The sequence below is a fragment of the Streptomyces sp. BF23-19 genome, from assembly GCF_041106355.1.
Classification (GTDB): Bacteria; Actinomycetota; Actinomycetes; order Streptomycetales; family Streptomycetaceae; genus Streptomyces; species Streptomyces virginiae_A.
This window is the reverse complement of record NZ_JBGBPT010000030.1, coordinates 1-17,737: the sequence shown is the minus strand read 5'-3', so window position 1 is coordinate 17,737 and position 17,737 is coordinate 1. Positions and strand designations below refer to the sequence as shown.

Annotated in this window: 15 protein-coding genes and 4 pseudogenes; 11 read left to right on the top strand and 8 right to left on the bottom strand. The window is 69.5% G+C overall.

The genetic code is table 11. The features are described from left to right. Positions 1–11 precede the first annotated feature (11 nt). Together AB8A24_RS18650 and AB8A24_RS18645 are read left to right on the top strand one after the other, a co-directional pair. Positions 12–510: pseudogene (locus AB8A24_RS18650) on the top strand (transcriptional regulator); the annotation flags it as partial. Between the two features lie 28 nt (positions 511–538). Beyond that, a pseudogene (locus AB8A24_RS18645) lies at positions 539–741 on the top strand (XRE family transcriptional regulator); the annotation flags it as partial. A 392-nt stretch (positions 742–1,133) separates the two neighbouring features. Here AB8A24_RS18645 and AB8A24_RS18640 read toward each other — a convergent pair. Both AB8A24_RS18640 and AB8A24_RS18635 read right to left on the bottom strand, forming a co-directional pair. Beyond that, positions 1,134–1,337 (bottom strand): cold-shock protein, encoded by a 204-nt coding sequence (locus AB8A24_RS18640; protein ID WP_030299464.1) that lies wholly within the window; start codon positions 1,335–1,337, stop codon positions 1,134–1,136. 331 nt (positions 1,338–1,668) lie between these two features. Beyond that, positions 1,669–1,944 (bottom strand): isoamylase early set domain-containing protein, encoded by a 276-nt coding sequence (locus AB8A24_RS18635; protein ID WP_328965360.1) that lies wholly within the window; start codon positions 1,942–1,944, stop codon positions 1,669–1,671. 201 nt (positions 1,945–2,145) lie between these two features. Here AB8A24_RS18635 and AB8A24_RS18630 point away from each other — a divergent pair, with 201 nt between their 5' ends. From AB8A24_RS18630 to AB8A24_RS18615, 4 genes are all read left to right on the top strand, one after another. After that, a complete protein-coding gene (locus AB8A24_RS18630) occupies positions 2,146–2,400 on the top strand; it encodes a hypothetical protein (protein WP_369476730.1) in 255 nt (84 codons plus the stop codon). A 195-nt stretch (positions 2,401–2,595) separates the two neighbouring features. Then, positions 2,596–3,144 (top strand): STAS domain-containing protein, encoded by a 549-nt coding sequence (locus AB8A24_RS18625; RefSeq protein ID WP_369476729.1) that lies wholly within the window; start codon positions 2,596–2,598, stop codon positions 3,142–3,144. Positions 3,145–3,469: 325 nt separating this feature from the next. Beyond that, complete coding sequence (locus AB8A24_RS18620) at positions 3,470–5,488, top strand: hypothetical protein (protein WP_369476727.1); 2,019 nt, start codon at positions 3,470–3,472, stop codon at positions 5,486–5,488. A 521-nt stretch (positions 5,489–6,009) separates the two neighbouring features. After that, entirely contained in the window at positions 6,010–6,249 is a 240-nt protein-coding gene (locus tag AB8A24_RS18615) for a hypothetical protein (RefSeq protein ID WP_328965355.1), read from the top strand. 175 nt (positions 6,250–6,424) lie between these two features. Here AB8A24_RS18615 and AB8A24_RS18610 read toward each other — a convergent pair whose 3' ends face one another. Then, entirely contained in the window at positions 6,425–6,574 is a 150-nt protein-coding gene (locus AB8A24_RS18610; RefSeq protein WP_328965354.1) for a hypothetical protein, read from the bottom strand. 1,512 nt (positions 6,575–8,086) lie between these two features. Here AB8A24_RS18610 and AB8A24_RS18605 point away from each other — a divergent pair. The 4 genes and pseudogenes from AB8A24_RS18605 to AB8A24_RS18590 all read left to right on the top strand — a co-directional run. Then, positions 8,087–8,401 carry a hypothetical protein gene (locus tag AB8A24_RS18605; protein ID WP_328965353.1) on the top strand — a complete coding sequence of 105 codons (315 nt, stop codon included), beginning with the start codon at positions 8,087–8,089 and terminating at the stop codon, positions 8,399–8,401. After that, positions 8,394–9,287, top strand: coding sequence for a hypothetical protein (locus tag AB8A24_RS18600; RefSeq protein ID WP_328965352.1), 894 nt, complete (start codon positions 8,394–8,396; stop codon positions 9,285–9,287). Before AB8A24_RS18605 ends, AB8A24_RS18600 begins: the two co-directional genes overlap by 8 nt. Before the next feature lie 753 nt (positions 9,288–10,040). After that, positions 10,041–10,478, top strand: coding sequence for a hypothetical protein (locus tag AB8A24_RS18595; protein ID WP_369476724.1), 438 nt, complete (start codon positions 10,041–10,043; stop codon positions 10,476–10,478). 186 nt (positions 10,479–10,664) lie between these two features. Then, a pseudogene (locus AB8A24_RS18590) lies at positions 10,665–10,766 on the top strand (MerR family transcriptional regulator); the annotation flags it as partial. 297 nt (positions 10,767–11,063) lie between these two features. Here AB8A24_RS18590 and AB8A24_RS18585 read toward each other — a convergent pair. Beyond that, entirely contained in the window at positions 11,064–11,792 is a 729-nt protein-coding gene (locus AB8A24_RS18585; protein ID WP_369476722.1) for a hypothetical protein, read from the bottom strand. A 79-nt stretch (positions 11,793–11,871) separates the two neighbouring features. Between AB8A24_RS18585 and AB8A24_RS18580 the strand changes: the two genes are divergently transcribed. After that, complete coding sequence (locus AB8A24_RS18580) at positions 11,872–12,798, top strand: LysR substrate-binding domain-containing protein (RefSeq protein ID WP_369476720.1); 927 nt, start codon at positions 11,872–11,874, stop codon at positions 12,796–12,798. Between the two features lie 1,083 nt (positions 12,799–13,881). Here AB8A24_RS18580 and AB8A24_RS18575 read toward each other — a convergent pair. The 4 genes and pseudogenes from AB8A24_RS18575 to AB8A24_RS18560 all read right to left on the bottom strand — a co-directional run. Beyond that, positions 13,882–15,072, bottom strand: a complete 1,191-nt coding sequence (locus AB8A24_RS18575) for a hypothetical protein (protein WP_369476718.1) — start codon at positions 15,070–15,072, stop codon at positions 13,882–13,884. A gap of 193 nt (positions 15,073–15,265) precedes the next feature. After that, positions 15,266–15,628: a transposase gene (locus AB8A24_RS18570; protein WP_369476717.1), complete on the bottom strand. Its 363-nt coding sequence runs from the start codon at positions 15,626–15,628 to the stop codon at positions 15,266–15,268. Then, positions 15,625–16,794: an ISL3 family transposase gene (locus AB8A24_RS18565; protein WP_369476715.1), complete on the bottom strand. Its 1,170-nt coding sequence runs from the start codon at positions 16,792–16,794 to the stop codon at positions 15,625–15,627. The genes AB8A24_RS18570 and AB8A24_RS18565 overlap by 4 nt, the downstream gene beginning before the upstream one ends. A 601-nt stretch (positions 16,795–17,395) precedes the next feature. Beyond that, positions 17,396–17,737: pseudogene (locus AB8A24_RS18560) on the bottom strand (hypothetical protein); the annotation flags it as partial.

Sequence of the window (17,737 nt, the reverse complement as noted above, 5' to 3'; positions counted from 1 at the left end):
GGGTTTTCCGAGACCTCGGCGTCACCGTGGATTCGGACGATCGGCAGTTCCTCGCCGCGATGGAGCGCCACAAGCAGGTCGACCCCGGGATGGCGGCCGTCCTCGCCGCGATCACGGCGACAATCACGGCGACGATCAAGGGCGGCATCGGCAAACTCCGCGAACGCCCCCAAGGACGCCACTACCGGGACGGTGAGCGGTGGCCGGCGCTGGAGCGGCCGACCTCGCGGCCCGGCATCCGGGCCGCTGTCGTCTCCAAGGCGCGGGTCAACATGCACCGCAAGATGGCCAACACGGCGAAGGCGACGGGGCGGTACCCGCTCGGTGTGCTGTCCGGCTGCGTCGTCCACGCGAGCCACGGCCCGTCCCCGCTCGACCTCCTCCCGTACACCGCCTTCGGCAAACCCCGGGCTAGCGAAGGTCGAAGGCGTCCAAGAGGTGGCCTGGGCCGTCGACCTCATGGAGAAGGGCCACAACCCCGCCCAGCACGTCAAGGGCGGCGACGCCGTCACGGCGAAGCGGAGTAGGCCGGGGGGGCATCGACGACGCCCTGGAACGCGCGGACCACGAGACCTTCACCCGGGAGCCGCCCAAGACACTGAAGGCCCGCATCAACTTCCTGATGGGCAAGCTGAAGACCATCAAGGCCGTGGCCGCGGAGCTGGGGGTCAGCCAGCGCTCCGTCGAGCGCGCTACCGCACCGGGGAACGCAAGACGCCGCTGAAGGCGATCGCCGACCGGGGTCCACGCGACCGTACGGGCCCGCTGTCAGCCCAAGGGTCCGCGACCGCCGTGCTGGTGACCACCGCCGCCGTTTCCTGCCCGGGGCGGGGGTTGTCTCAACTCGCCCGCTCGAAAGCGAGGTACGCGTTCGGGCAGCCGGCCGCGTACCCCAGCAGCGCCTCCGCTCGGCCTGGTCCACCGCCAGACCCCGACGGTGCCTGGTCGCCACCCACTCACCTATGTACCGGCAGTGCACCGCCGGAGCCGGCATCCACGTCCCCGGGCGGGAGAAGACCGGGCTGGTGACGGCGGCCCTGCCGCCGGGCGGGGGATGCCGTTGGCGAAGCCGGGACTGCGCTCTGTTCCACCGGCCATCGCGTGGAACAGAGCGCAGGCAGAACGAAGAGGGGTTACAGGGGGCGGACCATTTCCGCTTGCGGGCCCTTCTGCCCCTGGGTGACCTCGAACTCCACCCGCTGGTTCTCTTCCAAGCTCCTGTACCCGTTGGTCTGGATGGCCGCGAAGTGCACGAACACATCTGCGCCGCCATCGTCCTGGCTGATGAAGCCGTACCCCTTGTCGGCGTTGAACCACTTCACAGTGCCTGTTGCCATCGGTCCCGCTCCTCCATCCGGTGCCACGGCGCGATCTTGACGCCCCGGCCGCAGCCCAGGCGAAACGGGCTCCGGCACTTGATCATGGCCTCCCGCCGCGGGCGAAGTCCTCCATCCTTCCTGCACCTCACCCATGCGGATGAACCTCGCCGCACGGCCCTCCCCGAAGAGCGGCCCGGGCGGCCGAGGGGTAGGCAGTTCGCCGACAGCATCCATCCCGGGCGGGGTGACAGGGCCGTCACAGGGATACCGATGGGGGTGGCCGGGCCGGCCGGCACGTGTCGACGTTCTCAGCGCCTGAGGCCGTCCCCGGTCGCGCCGGCCGGGGCCTTCAGGTGTGCAGGCGGCTGTTGGGGCCGTCCTGGTCCTCGGCCGTTTCGTCGTTGAACCAGTAGTCGCCGGCCGCCAGGTAGCGGAACGAGTGGACGCTCTTCATGGGCAGCGCGACCGTGACCGCGCGCTTGCCGTCCTTGCGGGCCTTGAGGGTGTGGACGCCGGGCTGCCAGTCGTTGAAGTCACCCACCACGCTGACGGGACCCGGCGGAATGTCCGCGGGGAGGACGAAGGTGACCTCGGTGCGGTCCTTCTTCAGCGTGCGTTCCAGCATGGGACGGGGCTCCTGACGCGGGCGGCGGATGGGTACGCCGCCCATCGTCGGGGGCAGGCCTGCCGATGGGCCGCCGACCCGGCCACCCTGGCCCCGACATCACCCGCCCACCACACTCCGTGACACAAAAGGTGCAATATGTAATGTTCCGTGTCAGCATGGCCGGAGGAATCCGCACGCGCCCATGGAGGGGTCGCCGTCATGGGCGGTACGCAGGACAAGCGCCAGGAACCGGGCAACGGCAGCGAGCCGGAACACCTGCGCCGCCCGATCCAGGACCCCGTCCACCCCGGCACCGGCCAGGAGAGCGCCCGGGGCAAGAGCCCGGAAGAACTCGAGCGACGCCGCGAGGACGAAACGCGCCGCGAACGCCACCAGGGCGAGATGCGCGACGAAGGACGCAGCCCCGTCCACGTCGTCACACCCCACGCACGCAGGACCCGGCCGGGCCCGTAGTCACCCGGCCGGGTCCTGTCACGTGAACAGCCCCGGATCTGCCCGGTGACCGGGACGCCCCCGGGACGCCCCCGGGAAGCCCGTGCCGGACCCGGCTGCGGGGCCGGGCGAAGGCTGCGGGCGAAGGTTGTGGGCGAGCCGTGTCCGGGGTGAGTATCGAAGGGTCCACCCGGCTGTCGGGCGAGACGAGGCCCCATGCACAGCACGTTCGAGATCCACATCAGACACTACGGTGCGACCCTGCACGTCACCCCGGTCGGCGAGCTGGACGTAGACGGCGACCAGGCCCTGAACGACGTACGGACGGCCCTCCACCACGGTGTCGCGGCGGTGGCGTGCGACATGCGCCGCCTGACGTTCCTCGACCTCACCGGCCTCCACTACCTGCTCGACCTCGCCCGCAATGCCCAATCCCGGGGCATCGCCTTCTTCGCCTACAACTGGCAGCACCAGCCCCAGCGACTCCTGGACCGCGCCGACGACCTCGCCCCGCCCGACGACCTCGCCCCGCCCGACGGCCAGGGCCGTCGCACCGCGCCCACCCGAATCCTGCGCCGAACCCTCCGGCAGGCCGCGGCATCCGCCGCAGACCCGGCCCGCGCCGGCACGAGCGAACGGCCGGAGACGACGGGTGGCTGTGCTGCTGCCGAATCCGACGCCGATACGGGAATGGCTCGGCCCGGCGGCAATGCCCCCGAACGAGTGGGCACCGGGCATGATCAGTACGCAGCAGATCGCCGGTGAGACGGCCGCCCTGGACCTGATGCCGGCCCGCCTCACCCACGACGGCTGGGCCATCGCCTCCGCCACCGCCCGCACCGCCGTCTGCGCAACTCGCAACTCACCCAGTAGATCCGCCTCCGAGCCAGGCGGGAGCGCCACGTCCTCGACACGGGTGAGCCCACGACCTCCATGTCCCACACACATGGAGGACATAGCGTGCATATATGGATGCAATGTGTAGTTCCTTGGCTGTGAGCGGGGGCCCCGTCCGAGCAGTGGCGGCCCATGCGGCCGGCCCGGGCAAGGCGCATGGCGTGCGGGGCACCACGGGCCGGCGGGTGAGCGCATGCTGAAGAAGGCCGTGCTCGCGCTGGGCGTCGTTCTGATCCTGCAGAGCTTTTTCGCGCTCTGCCTGGTCAGTGCACTGCAGCTGCTCGTGCTGCGCAACACCCCGTTCGGGGTGACCGGTGCGTCCCCGGTCGTGAACGCGGTGGCCTCGAAGGTGTCACTGGACACCCGCAGCTATGCGGACGAGTCCGCGGTGATGGAGGCGATCGGCCAGAGCAAGCTCTACGGCGCCTACCTGCCCGGCCAGGCGAGCGACACCCTGATCGTGGTCCCCGCCAAGAGCTTCTTCGGGCGGGTGGAGCTGGAGGCCGCGTTCGAGGACGCGGCCAAGAAGCTCGACAGGCCGCTGACGGTGAAGGCCGTCAAGCCGCTGCCGAAGTACGACCGTCTCGGTGGCGTCTCCGGGCTGCTGCTGATCCCGCTGCTCATCGGCGGCTACCTGGCGGCCGTCCTGCTGCTCAAGGCGACCAGGACGGCGGCGGCCCCCTGGCACGTGGCGATGCTCGTCGGCTACTCGACGGTGGGCGCCCTGCTGACGGACCTCATCGCCGGGCCGGGCATCGGCGCCTACTCCAACAGCCACTTCTGGCCGCTCCTGCCGTGCTTCATCCTGATCGCCGCCTCGGTCAGCCTGGCGGCCGCCGCCTTCCAGCGTCTCCTGGGACCTGCGGGCACCCTCGCGGTCGCGATCTTGTTCATCATCGTGGGCGGCTCCGCGGCCGGCGGCGTCGGCGTCACTCTCCTGCCCGACTACTGGCAGCATCTCGGCGCCGTCTTCCCGCCGCAGCACGCCATCGCCCTGGTGCGCAACGTCATCTACTTCAACGGCAACAACATCACCACACCGCTGATCGTCCTCGGCCTGTATGCGCTGGCGGGTGGCATCGTCATCGGCTACCTGGGACGGTGGCGGCCGGTCAAAAGGGTCGGCGCAGCCGCACCCGCCGATGCGCCCGACACACCCGACACGCCTGACGCAGTCGATGTCCCGGCCGCGCGGGCCGCGGGCACGAAGCCGGCAGTCCGGGTGCTCGTCGCGCTGGCCATCGCCGCGGTCATGCAGTGCCTGTTCACCGTCAACTACATGAGCTCGGCACACGAACCCGTCGCGACCGACATGCCGTTCGGTACCGTCGGCCGCTCCCCGCTCGTGGCCGCGACCCAGCGGAACCTCTCCCTCAAGGTCACCCAGTACCCCAGCGAGCAGGCGGCGAAGGACGCGATCGACCGGGCCGAGATCTACGGGGCGCTCATCCCCGGGCAGACGTCGAACACCCTGCTCGTCGTCCCCACCCAAAGCGACGTCGCCCCCCTCGACCTGGCCGCGAACTTCGAAATCGCCGCGAAGAAGCTCGGGCAGCCGCTCAGCGTCCAGCAGTACGCGCCGCACCCGCTGGCGAAGAAGGACCCCTTCGGCCTCGTGGTGTCCCTCATGCTGGTCCCGCTGCTGGTCGGCGGCTACATGGCCTCCACCATGCTCAGAACCGTCACCGGCAGCGCCACCGGACGCCGACGCCTGACCGCCCTCCTCGGCTTCTCGGTCCTGGCCGGCCTGGCGGTCAACCTCGTCGTCGGCCCCTGGCTCCAGGGCTACCCCCTGGAGAAGTTCTGGATCGTCTGGCCGATCCTCTCGCTGATCGTCGCCGTCGTCGCCCTCGTCGCCGCCGTCCTGCAGAAGCTCCTCGGCGCCGCCGGAACACTCGTGACCGTCATCGTGGTCATGCTCTTCGGCAACCCGTCCTCCGGAGGAGCGAACGGCGTCCCCTACCTCCCCGCGTTCTGGACCGACATCGGCCCGTTCCTGCCGCCCCGCAACGCCTACATCCTGCTCCGCAACACGATCTACTTCGACGGCCACGGCACCACACAGGCCCTCGTCGTCCTCCTCGTCTACCTGGCCGTCCCAGCAATCGCCCTCGCCCTCCTCGACCGGTTCCGCACCCTCGAAATCCCCGTGACCCGCGAGACCGAGGCCGAAGCGACCGCGCTGACCGTCCCCGTCGGAGGCCTGCCGTAGCCCTGCAGACCGGAACCGGCGACCGCACCCCGTCTCGTCGTCCAGCCCCGGGCGACGGGACGGAAGCCGCTCCTACGGGGCCGGCGTGTAGATGACGGTGTTCCCGCCGCCCCGGCCCCGAGGTCGACCAGCCGGTCCCGCTCGTCCTGTTCGACGGCAAGCTGCCGGCGCAGCTCGGTCGCGGTCCACTCCGAGGCGTAGCGGCGCAGGGCGGTCCCCTCGGCGTAGAAGGACCGGCACAGCGACCGCTTCGAGGGCCGCTCGGCGCTGCGGACGTGGGTGTACCGCATCGCCACCCATGTGTGCCTGGACGCCCTCGCATCGGGCAAGCGGCGGGCGCTGCCGATGGACCGGTCCGGACCGAGCGGGGGCGCCACCCCGCCGGCGCCCCCGCAGGACTCCGTCCTGTGGTGGGAGCCCTGCCCCGGCGGCGATCCGGAGGCGGCCGCGACGGTCGGCGAGTCGGTCCGGTTGGCGTTCGTCGCCGCCCAGCCCGGCCTTCCGACGACAACGTTCGTCGGGTGCCGGCCGAGCGCTACGCGACGGCCTTCTCCCGCTACGACGTGAAGGAGCTGAACATGCTCCTCCACGTCGACGCCACGCTGCGCCTGCCCCCGTACTCGACGTGGATGCGCGGTGCGCCGTGGGCCCTCCAAGTCCTCGAGTTCCGCAACGACCGGATCAGCGGCATCACGGCCTACCGCGACACCGGCCACCTCTTCTCACTCTTCGGTCTGCCGGACCGCCTTGGCGAGGTGTAGTCCGACCAGGGACTCGAGGCCCGATACGCGGCGACGTCCTCGGCAAAGGTCCCCACCGGCGTCGGCCCCTCATCGTCTGCGCTGGAATCGCCACAGGCGAGGACCTCTGAGGGAGCGGGCGCAGGGGCTACGGCGTGCTCGCGTCAGGACCGGTATCGAACCCTCACAGGTGCCATCACCAGCCGGGCCCGTCGGGGTCGGCCGGGTCGTCGATACCGGGATTTCCGAGCGAGAGGCACCACGGGCACTCGTGGAGGTCGCTCGCGTCGCCCGCCGCATGCGGCGTGGGGAAGGCGAAGCCTGCCCTGTATTCATCCTCGCGCACCTGAGCCGAGCATATTTTCGTCCGGTTCGTGGCGAGTGTGCCCTCCTCTCCCTCTTGAGCGAAGCGGCGTGCCACTCGTATCAGCGCCGCCCTCAACCTGTTCCCGACTCGTGCCGCTGCTGCCAGGACACGGCGCAGAGCAGTCGGCCACGGGCCGCGATCGGGTCGGTCACCGTAGGGTGCCATGCTCACTCGACCCTTCTCCTGGAAGATTCATATGATCCTGCAAGCTCTCGCATCGTCGGGTGAATGCGAATCACCCCCATCCCCCGTCGAGCGGGGCGCGAGTGACGACCTTGCCGCCGGGAGACGTTCCAGGGAAGGGTGGCAGGCCCTTGCGAATTTCGGGCCAGGACTTCCGGGTAGATGATAATTATTTTATTCTCGACACTCCTCGAATTCCCCTGGGCATGCAGAACTGAGATGCGTCGAACAGGGAGCGCACAGGCCGAACCTATTTGACGTGCGCCGAATTCATCGACGAAATCGACAATGTACGGATTGCCGGGGTTTCTTAGGCGACGGGCCACGTGTGGATTGCCGGGGTTTTTAAGGGATTCAACGATTTCAGCTGCTCCTCCTGGGCGCCGACATGGCACGCCTTGCCACCGTGCACGGGTCATCTGAAGTCGACGCGTCGCTCACCCGCCGAAAGCGCGGCCGTGGACATGAGGAACGGGCGGCGAGACCTCTGGCGTCTCGCGTGAGGAGTCGTGGACCGGCTCCTTGTCGTACCGGAGTTGATCCGCACTCAGGCAGGCCCAGACACCGACGGGCTCCTCACCACGTCGTACCGGTGCCGCAGCTCGCCGGGCAGACAGCCGGACCGCGTCCACATGGCAGGAGAGGACGTGCTTGAAGCGTTGCTGGCGCCGCAGCTCAAGGGCATCCACGCGCCACAGGCGGCCGGTCCCTGATGACGTCAATGCAGTGCAACCTGTGCCCAGTGCGGTCGAGATCAACACGATCCACAGGAGAATTCCCCCCATAGCCGATCCTTTCGAAGGCTGACGGTTCCGGGGCCCACATGATCGGAGCCCCGCGATTGCTGGGCATAACGCAGGGGCATATGCAGGGTTGCGCCCTCCCCCCGGATTGCAGCCATGCGCAGCAATCTGCAGGCCATGACATCTAAGCGTTTTTGATGATGGTCGGTCGACGTCCGGGTGACCGGAGAAGGGGGCGCAGGCCGGCTCAGCGAGCCTCGGTGCCGAGAAGCGCGCTCACATGGGGGCGCGCCGGCCACCCGATGCGGGCCCGGCGGCAGGGCACGTCAGGCCGCGTCAGGGCGCGGCAGTAGTGCCGACGAACGGGAGGTCAGGGGCGAAGGAACGTTGCACCCGGGTCCGCTTCTCCGCTACTCCTCGACCCTTTGAAACAACGGCGCGGCAGCACGTAACCGCTTCTCCCGTTGTATTTGCAGAACCTATAAGCGACAGGGAACGCCGATTCATCCGCCATCACTACCCGAATGGCCCATACCCTGACCAACATCAACAGCGTTTACGGCATATGACAAAAGCAAAGCTCCCCAACTCCTTCCGCGGGCCTGCGGAAGGAGACGGACAGGGAGGCAGCTTCCACGCCGCGCCCACTCAGATCGGCAAGTGGACTTTCACCCCGCGCCCAAGCGGCTGCAGGGAGACCAGGAACGCCACGCTGGAACAAGAGAGCCTGGCGGTCGATCTGAGTTACTCGTCCTCGATCTTCGAGGACTTCCTTCATACGATGAGCATGATCCAGATCGACTTCGAGCGAGGGTCGAGGAACATCGACCGGTCCACAATGCCCGGCGACCGGCGTTCGGGCGGCAGCACTCATGTTTGAGCCGTACGGATCCCCGGACGTCCATGCCTCCCACCCCCAGCCGGACAACACCGCCTTCTGGTATCAGCCGGACCCTGTGCGGCTCCACTCCTCCGCACAGCCGCTCGGCGCGCACGCCGAGCCGGATCGGCCGTGGGATCCGGCGGAAGAGCTCGCCATCCTCCTCCAGGAGAGCGCTGCGCCCCGGCAACCCGATCACGTCGGCTTCGACACCTCGGCTGACACAGTCAGCGCCATGGGCCTTGTCGCCGGGCTGAAGCACGCCGTCGGCGAGCAGCCGCCCAGGCAGACCTCCAGGGGGCACCGCCGGAGCCCGTCGAAGCCGCCGGTCGCGACCCTCCTGAGAACGGGCAGCCTGTTCACCGCCGTGCTGGTCGCCATCATCGCCGCCGTGGTGAGCATCCTCAGCGGTATGGCCATCTGCGAAACCCTGCGCCACAGCGCCGGACTCCACACGGCCCGCGAAGTGGTCGGCTGGTGGCCCCTGCTGATCTACGGCCCCTGGATGGTCGCCTCCCTGTCCATCCTCAGATCCGCGCTGCACCAGCGACGCGCCCTGCATTCCTGGTCCATCGTTCTGTTGTTCTCCACCCTGGCCACCCTTCTGTGCGTTGCACAGGCACCCAGAACCATCGCTGCCGGAACCTCGTCCGCTCTGCCCGCCGTCGCCGCGCTGGCCTGCTTCCAGCAGCTGGTCCGCCAGATCACGCTCACACGGCCGCCGCGCCACACCGCGCCACGGCATCGGAACCCGCCCGCCTCTGCGCTCGGCCGGACAACCACTGTCGGGCTCGGGCCGGACGGCGCCTCTCCCGGCTACTCCGTGGCAGGGAAGAGGGGTGCCCGCTCTCCGTCCAGCGGTCACAGATTCAGGTACGGCGCATGACGGCCCCCCGCATGCGGCAGTGTGAGCTGCGAGGCAGGTCAGAACTGCGGTGCTCGGCCAGGGCCATGCGTTGCGGCCGCGGCCGCGGTGACGGACAAGGTGGCACCGGGGTACCGACACGACGGTCGGATGCGTGCCGGCGGCGCGGGGGCAACCTCGGGGCTGTTCGGTCGTCTGCTCGGCGGGAGTCGCAGCGGCGCCACGCAAGGGTTTGACACCCGTCGGTACCGCCATCGGAGCATGGCCGACCGACGGTTCCGCGGTCGGCGAGAGCGGCCCGCCGTCCAAGCGCGGCAGAACGATTCCGGAGCGAGCGCCCCGGCGAAGACTGCGCTGTCGGACGGCGACACCAGAAGGCCCGGCGTCCCAAGGGCGGCGACCGCGAAGAGCAAAGGCGGTAACAGCCGCCAACTCCCTTGCCAACCCGGTCCTTCCCACACATCAAAGGGGTGTTCGCCTGCACCTCTGAAACGAAGATCGAAACCGATAGTCACGGGCCGTCCGCAGACTCAGCCCGACGGTCTACCCGCCCTATCCCCGTCGCGAGCCGATCCGGGGCCGACCACGGCTGTACGACCCGGATCGCACCCCGCGCCCCGCAACCCCGCACCCGATCGCTGCGGCGGCCCTATGGTCCGTGGGCAGCGGAACCGGCGCGCCGGGCCAAGGCCACACCCCCGCTGAACCGAATGCACAACGCGCTCCGGCGCCCCTCCCCCACCTTCATCCTGAAAGGCCTGAAACATGTACGAGTTGACCTACACAGAGCGAATCCAGTACAAGCAGCGCCAGGACACCGCCTATCAGGCCGGCCAAGATGCTGTCACCAACCTTCGGACAGCGCTCGCACTCGCAGACCTGACCCTCCCTTCCCTGAGCAACGACGGGCCGGTGGCAGGCCACGGCTTCGTCCGGCTCGGAGGGTGCAACGCGGCCCTCGCCAACCAACTCGCCGAAGTCATCGCCGCAGGTGCCGATGCCCTCCGCTTTCGACGGAACTCCGGCACGGTGGAGCAGCCCGAAGAAGGGCGGCAGCAACACACCGGCCACGCCGTCGAAGTCGGCGGCTACCGGATCCTGCGCGCCGAAGTCCCGAACGTCCCGGACCCCATCGCCGCGTTCCTCCTGGCCGTGCGCGACACCACCGGGCATCCAGCCCGGGCGGACCGAAGGCCGATGCGGGCCCACTGAAGCCCCGCGCGCTGACGGGCAGGCGCAGGGGTGACCGTCATGGACACCTTCGAGCACCGGCCCGGGACCGTGCCCCTTCCCCGGCGGTGCGAGCCGAACCGGTGACGGAGCGCTCGTCCGAACTGCGCGGCCGCTCCGCGGGGTACGGGTTGGACGTAGGACGCGATCGGCTGACATTCGAGGGACCTGGGGCTGCGCGAGATCCAGACGGTCCTGGACAGCCGGCTCGACCAAGTGCCCGTGCTCCGTGAGCACCACCAACGGCTGCTCGCGGAACGGGACCGGCTGCACCAGTACGGGGGCGGGGTCGAGCCGGTCGAGTACGGCACGTGGGTCACCGCCGCACAGCTGCGCCCGCTGCCCGGGGTCGACCTCGGCCGCGTCCCCGCCCACGGCCAGGACGATGTGCCCGCCCCCGGCGGCTGATCACGGGTCCGGCCGTCGGGGACGCGGTGAATTCGTGGCGCCGGTAGCCGCGTCCGTCGCCGTGCCAGTCCAGGAACAGCACCCAATCGTCGAGCGCGGCCGCGCAGGCCCGGTGGCTTTGAAGGACCCTCAAGCCGCCTCGGTGAAGCGGTCACGAAATCAGTCGGCGGTCAACGCGTCGACGAGCTGGGCGAACTCGGTACGTTGCCGATCGGTCAGTGTGGCGTAGAGCGGCGCCTGCATCTCGTCGGTGAGCTGCTCGGCACGTTGCCGTCGGGGGACCCGTGTTGCGGCAACGGGGTGCGGCTCGTGCCAGCCGTAGTGAGCTGCCTGTTCGACACCGAGGTTGATGACCATGGCGTCTTGGGCACTCAGCCCGCATAGGCGCACCGCCGCCAGATGGCAGGCTCCACGGTGTTCCCGTAGTACGTGTATGCGCTGCATGGCCGCGCCCACCGGGTCGTCGCCGGGGCAGGCTTGCGCGCGCCAGCCGGCGAACAGGGGAAGGGCGTCGGCGTCGGCGCCGTCGATCAGCTGCTGTGCCAGGTGATTGAAGTGCTCCACGTCGACGTCGCCGGGGATGTGGGCGCGCCCCCACGTCCGGACGGCCTGCGCATAGCAGGCGGAGGCCTCCTCCGCCGGCATCACGGGGCGTCCCGCCAGCCAGCCGGCGGCAACGAGGTGGGGGCCGAGGAAGCCCTGTACCGCTTGGACCACCGAGGCCGGTGCCTCGCCGAGCACCCCGAACCGTCCGCGGCAGTAGAAGCCGCGCCCCGGGGCGAACCCGGCACTGAGACCGACGGCGCCGGTCGCCTCGTCGGACATGAACTCGTCACCGAAATCGTGGATGGGTCGGGCAACCGCGGAGATGCAGTCGAGGGTTTCCATGCGCTGAAGATCACCCACACCAACTCGGTAGGTCAAGGGGATGATTTCTGATGGAACCCTTTAGCTATTCTATCGAGTCATGCTCGATATCCGCCGTCTGTACATGCTCAAGACCGTCGCCGCCCGCGGCTCCATCACCGCGGCCGCCCAGTCACTGGCGCTGTCCGCCGGTGCCGTGTCCCAGCAGCTGTCCGCGCTGCGACACGACGTGGGAGTCGACCTGCTGCGCCCCGACGGGCGAAGCGTGGCACTGACGGAGGCGGGCCAGGTGCTCCTCGAACATGCCGACAGGATCCTCGCCGCCGTAGAGGAAGCGGAGTCCGCCATCGCAGTGGTCAAGGGCACGGTCGGCGCCACCACCACGCTCGCCGCATTGCCGTCCACGGTCGCCAGGATCGTGGCACCCGCGCTCACCGCACTGGGCTCACACCACCCGCAGCTCACCGTGACCTGCCTCGTCACCGACCAGGCGCAACTGCGGGAGCTCACGCTCGGCACCGTCGACGTCGTGCTGGGACAGCGCTATCACCACCTACCCGACGCGACCCCCCGGGGCATCGAGGTCTCACCGCTGCTCGACGATCCGCTGCTCGTCGTCACGGCGGCCGACCAAGCCGACGAGCGGCCCGTCGACCTGCGGGAACTGGCCACACACCCGCTCGCCGTGCCGCCGCCCACCACGGACTGCGGGCAGGCCATCCTGCAGGCCTGCCACCAAGCCGGCTTCGCACCGACGATGCGCTACATCACCGCCGACATCGCCGCCCAGCTCACCCTCGCACGGGCCGGCCTCGCCACCGCGCTCATCCCCCGAACGGCCATCGACCCGACCACACCGGGAATCCGCACGGCGCCCATCGCGGACCACCCGATCCAGCGCCTCCTGTTCGCCGCGACCCGCCACACCCAGACCGCGAACCCGACGACCACGGCCGTCATCGCAGCGCTGCGCACAGCGGCGCGGCAGGATCGCACCAGTCGCACCACGCCCGTCCCCCTGGCCTAGGGCTGGTACCCAGCACGTGTCCTGCAGTCGGTCACTGGGCCTCGTCCCTTCGTACACTTCCCCGGTACGTCACTGCGTCGGGGTCGATACCCAAGGCGGTGAGCAGGGTGTTGATCGCGGCTTCGTCGTCCTCGGTGTCCCCGTCTGCCGCACCTGCCCGGACACCCCCTACACCCATCGCTACGCCTGCTGAACCCCGTGCCGTGAGGCCTGTGGCATCCCGTAGTTCCTGTTTCTGACCGGCATTCCGAGCCCTGTCGGGTTCCATCTGTGGCAGGACCTCGGCCGGACCGTGGAGACTTGCGTCGCCGCCCACCGCGACTGCCGGCGCAGCCCGTCGCCCAGCGACTGGTATCCGCTCTTCCCCAACCCCGTCGTCGCCGAGTCGCTCCTGGACCGGCTGATCAACACCAGCCACCAGGTCATTACGAACGGCCCCAGCTACCGCCCCAACAAGCGGCCCAAGAACCCCATCGACAAGCCTCGATCTGACCAGCCGGCAGTTCCAGCTCCGGGAAGATGGGCATCTTGGGACTGCGGATCCCATATGACGAGGCCGTGCTCCGCAGCGAGTTCCTCGATCGCCCTGAGCGCAGCATCGCTCCTGGCCGAGGAGCTGAGGTTCATGACGACGTGGTCGATACCGATCGACAGTGGCATCGACATCCACGGATTGGTATCGGCATACGGCGGGTGGTCCGGAAAACTCGAGCGCAGGCACTCATAGAACCGGGTCACTCGCGCGTCCGGCTCACCCTCGTCGTGGTTTCCGGTCGGCACCGCTCATACATCGCTCGCGCGGATGCAGCATCCGCCGAAGCGTCCATCGCAAGAACCACAAGGTCGAAGCTCACGGGACCGTCCTCGCGCCCCCATCAGAAGCTGTTTGAGAGCTCGTCTGCCACCACCAGCAGCTGGGGAATTGCGTGACGTCGGCCGCGGGGAAGAACGGGCTCTGTCGCTGATCTTGTGACGCTGCGTCGGCCTGACGGCCCTGGTGGTGCTGGCCGAGGTGGTCGGATACCTCTCGCTGGACGGCGGGCTGATCGCCCTGCAGGCCATGCATCAGCCACTCGCCTAAGGTCAGCGTGCCCGGGCGAGGTCCAGCAGGTGGTGCATGACCGCCACCGGCAGTGCCGGATTGCCTGCGGCAGCGGCGGCATGTGCCGGCAGGGTGAGCCGCCGGAGCAGTTCGTCGGCGGGCAGCCTGGGGTCGCGCACCGCCCAGCCACCCACCTCAGGGTCGTCGGCCAGCCGCAGCACCAGCTCCGGCCCGGCCTCCGGGTCGTCCAACGCGGCGTGCCGCAGCCGCGGGTTGGGGTCGTCGGCGAACCGGGCCAACCCGGGCCGGGGGAAGTTGCGGTGGCTGCGGTACCCCGACCAGTACCGGTCCTGCACCGTGGCGTACAGCTCCACCAGCAGCTCGTGCGGCGCGTCCTCGCACGACTCGGCCAATGTGCGCCGCACCCACTCGTCCTCGTCCGCGGCCAGCAGGGCCACCACGCCCGGCGTCAGGTGCGGCTGAGCCGCGAGCACCCGCCGAAGCCCGACGTGCGCCGACCGCGCGATCCGGCGGGCCGCCTCCGGGTCGGTCGCCTGCCGTGCGATCCAGGGCGGCGGCGACCAGAAGTGCTGCCACACCGTGCAAGGGATGGCTGTGCGCTGTTCCTCCGTCAGCTCCTCCCGCATCGACACCGCGAGCCGGACGTCGTTCTCGGGATCCTCCGCCAGTCGCAGGGCCAGGACGGTCGGTACCTCGGGATCAGCGGCGGCCTCCATCCGCACCGCCGGATCCGGGTGCGTCACCCGCTGCTCCGCCGTCAGCACGGGCGGCGGCTCCTGCACCGCGACGGGCGGTTTCTCACTCTCGCCGACGATCCGCCGGATCTTCGGTTCCAGGTCCTGCGCCAGGATCTCCAGCACCCCGGCAGGGATACGGCGCTTGTACTCGAAGAGCATCACCGCGTACACGAACCGGACCCGTGGTTCCGGATCCCGCGCGAGCCGGGCCAGCACGTCGACGTCCGCCGTCGCGTTCTCCGTCACGTCCAGCCGGTGCTGGATCTGCGGCGAAGCCACCAGCAGCTCCGTCGCTGCGGCATCCAAGGTCCTGTACTTGAGCCAGAAACTCGGCATCGGCAGCTCGTCGAACTCCAGCAGCCGGGCCAGTATCTCCACCGGCAGCACCTGATTTCCCGCCAGCCCCTGGAGCCAGCCGTCCACCACATCGCCATCCGCAGCTGCCCGCTCCAGCGCCCCACCCAGTCCGTCCATCCCGCCATTCTCGCTGCCCCGACGCCGTGGGTTCGCCGCTGGCCGGCGCCACCAGGCCCACCCAGCACGGGCGCACGCCCGGCCATGGAGGAGCACGGAAAGGGACGCTGGGGCCCGGTCGCGGCTGCCGTCCCGATTTCGTGATCGGCGATTGCGGGGCTGTGGGCTCGGGCGCTGATCTTGTGACTATCCATCAGGTTCTGTGCAGGATCCGCTTGCGCAGAAGGTCGAAGTTGGCGCGGCCGTACCCGGCCCGCTTGATGAACTTCACTCGCGTGTTCTGCCCCTCGACCTGGCCGGAACTCCAGGGGCTGGAGAGTCCGGCGATGACGGCGTCCTGGTCGCGGCGAAGCCCGTCGACCAGGGAGTGCAGTGCGGGCAGGGGGCCCTGCTCGACCCGCTCCATCCACTGGGGCAGCTGGTCGCCGCGCAGGTCGCGCATCATCTCGGCGAAGTCGCGGACGTGGTCGGTGACCGCGTCGAGTTCGGGGCAGCCGGCGCGGATCTCCTTGAGGGTGAGGGTGTCCTCGTCCGGGAGGTTGCCCGGATTGGTCATGATCCACCGGACGATGCGGCGGGGCCGCGGCGCGGGCCTGGGCGCCGGCGCGGGAGCCGAGGGCGTGAAGTTCCGCAGGTAGCGGCGGACGGCCTGGATGCTTCCGGTGAAGCCGAGGGCCGCGATGTCGCGGTGAAGTTGAGCGGTGTCGTGGCGACCCTCGTTCCACTGCTGGTGGAGGTAGGGCCGGTACTCGTCCAGGATGGTGGACCGGTTGACCGCCTTGGCCAGGAGTTCGTCGATGCTTGTCGCGCGGGCGAAGCGGCGGACTGTGGAACGGTCCAGCTGGAGCCGGTGGCAGATCGACTCCAGCGAGGCTCCCTCGTGCAGCAGGTGCTGGACCAGGGTGAACCGTCCCGGGTCCGGACCACCAGGCGGCGCTCGCGCCCGCAGACGTCCAGGGTCCCGACCGGTGCCGTCACCTGGCCTGCGTCATCAGTGGGCGCGTCGGCGGGTTCGCGTGTCGACACTTTCTCGAACACGGCCCGCACGCAGGCGTACTGGGCGCCGACCGTCTTCTCGACCGCCTCGCCGAGGTTCTTCCACAGGTGCCACGCATCTGCGACCTGCACCGCTTGCGGGGCACCTGTGCGGGCGCCCTCCGTGTACGCCCCGGCCCGGTCCCGGCAGATGACCTCCACCTCGGGGTGGTCACGCAGCCAGGCGGCCAGTGGTTCGGCGTCGCGTCCCGGCAGCACGTCGATGGGACGGCGCCGCTCCAGGTCGACCAGGATGGTGGCGTACGAATCCCCCTTCCGCAGCGCGAAATCGTCGACGCCCAGCACCCGAACCTGCCCGGCCGGCTCCTCGGGGAAGGCTCTGAGCAGGCGTAACAGGGTGTCCTTCGCCACCGGGATCCCCAGCGCCACCGCGAGTCGGCCTCCCGCCCGCCCGGCCAGCGCCAGCGCGATCGAGGTCAGCGTCCCGCGCATCAGCGGGGTGTAGCGGGCATGCGGGCTGGTCAACCCGGTGACCTGCTCGGCGAACGTCACGGCCGCGCAGGCGGCGTTGAGGCACCGGAACCGGCGTATCAGCAGCTCGATGACCACCCGGGTGCCGCTGATCGCCGCGTCAGACAGCCGTCGCAGGTATCGGCCGTGCACCCGTCCCGATGCGCTCCGGCAGTGCGGGCACAGCGCGTCGGCCGCACGGACACGGGCATGCATCGTAATCCCGCCGACTGACCGCTCGACCAACTCCACCACGACACCGGACAGATGAGGCAGGAGCACCTCGAAACTCCGCGAAGTACACGCCGGACAGGATGACAGGCGCCACCGACAACACACGCCCGATCACAAGATCAGCGACAGAGCCGAAGAACGTGACCGCCCACACTTCCGTGAGAACCGGCCCCGGCCCAGCCGGCTAGACCCCTACAAGCCCTACCTGGAAAGCCGGTTCACTGAGGGGTGCACCAGCGTCACCCGCCTCCACGGTGAGCTCCTCGCCGACAATGCGCCGGTCGGTTACCAGATGGTCCGGGGGCCCACATCGCCTTGCTCCGCGAGGCTCCGTCCGAGGCCCCGCCCCGGCCGCCGACGGCGCGGCAGGTGACCGGCCCCGGCTCATTCGCCACCCCACCGCCCTGACCGAAGATGACCGCGCCGGACTGACGACACCGTCGCCCGCCGCGACCGCTCCCCAAGATCTGTGCCGAAACCCACGTCTCCCCTACACAGCCAACCCGAGGTCGCGAAAGTCGAACCACATGCTCAACCTCCGTGGCCGTCCTGCCTCAGGTAGCTTGACGACAGGAGCTCATCCTTACAGCCCGGCCTGAGCGAGCAAGGACTCTACCTGCTGCCGCGTGAGATTGGGTGGGGCCGGTGCGGCTGGGGGACAAGTGTGGCGACTGAACGACAGCATCCACTCGGCAAGGGGGCTGTCGGGCTCCAGCGTGGCCACGACCTGTTCACGCAGCGCCGGCGGGGTGTCTGCCCGAGTCGCGATCGCGTTCCTGACGAAGATGTCCTCGTCCCTTGCCAGCAGATCACGCAGACCGGGCGGCAGGTCTGGGTGTGCGGCGACAGCCTCCCGGACATCGGAATCCGGGTCGGCCGCCAGTTCAGAGGTCGGTACGGCATGGGCGACCGCGGCAGCACGGGT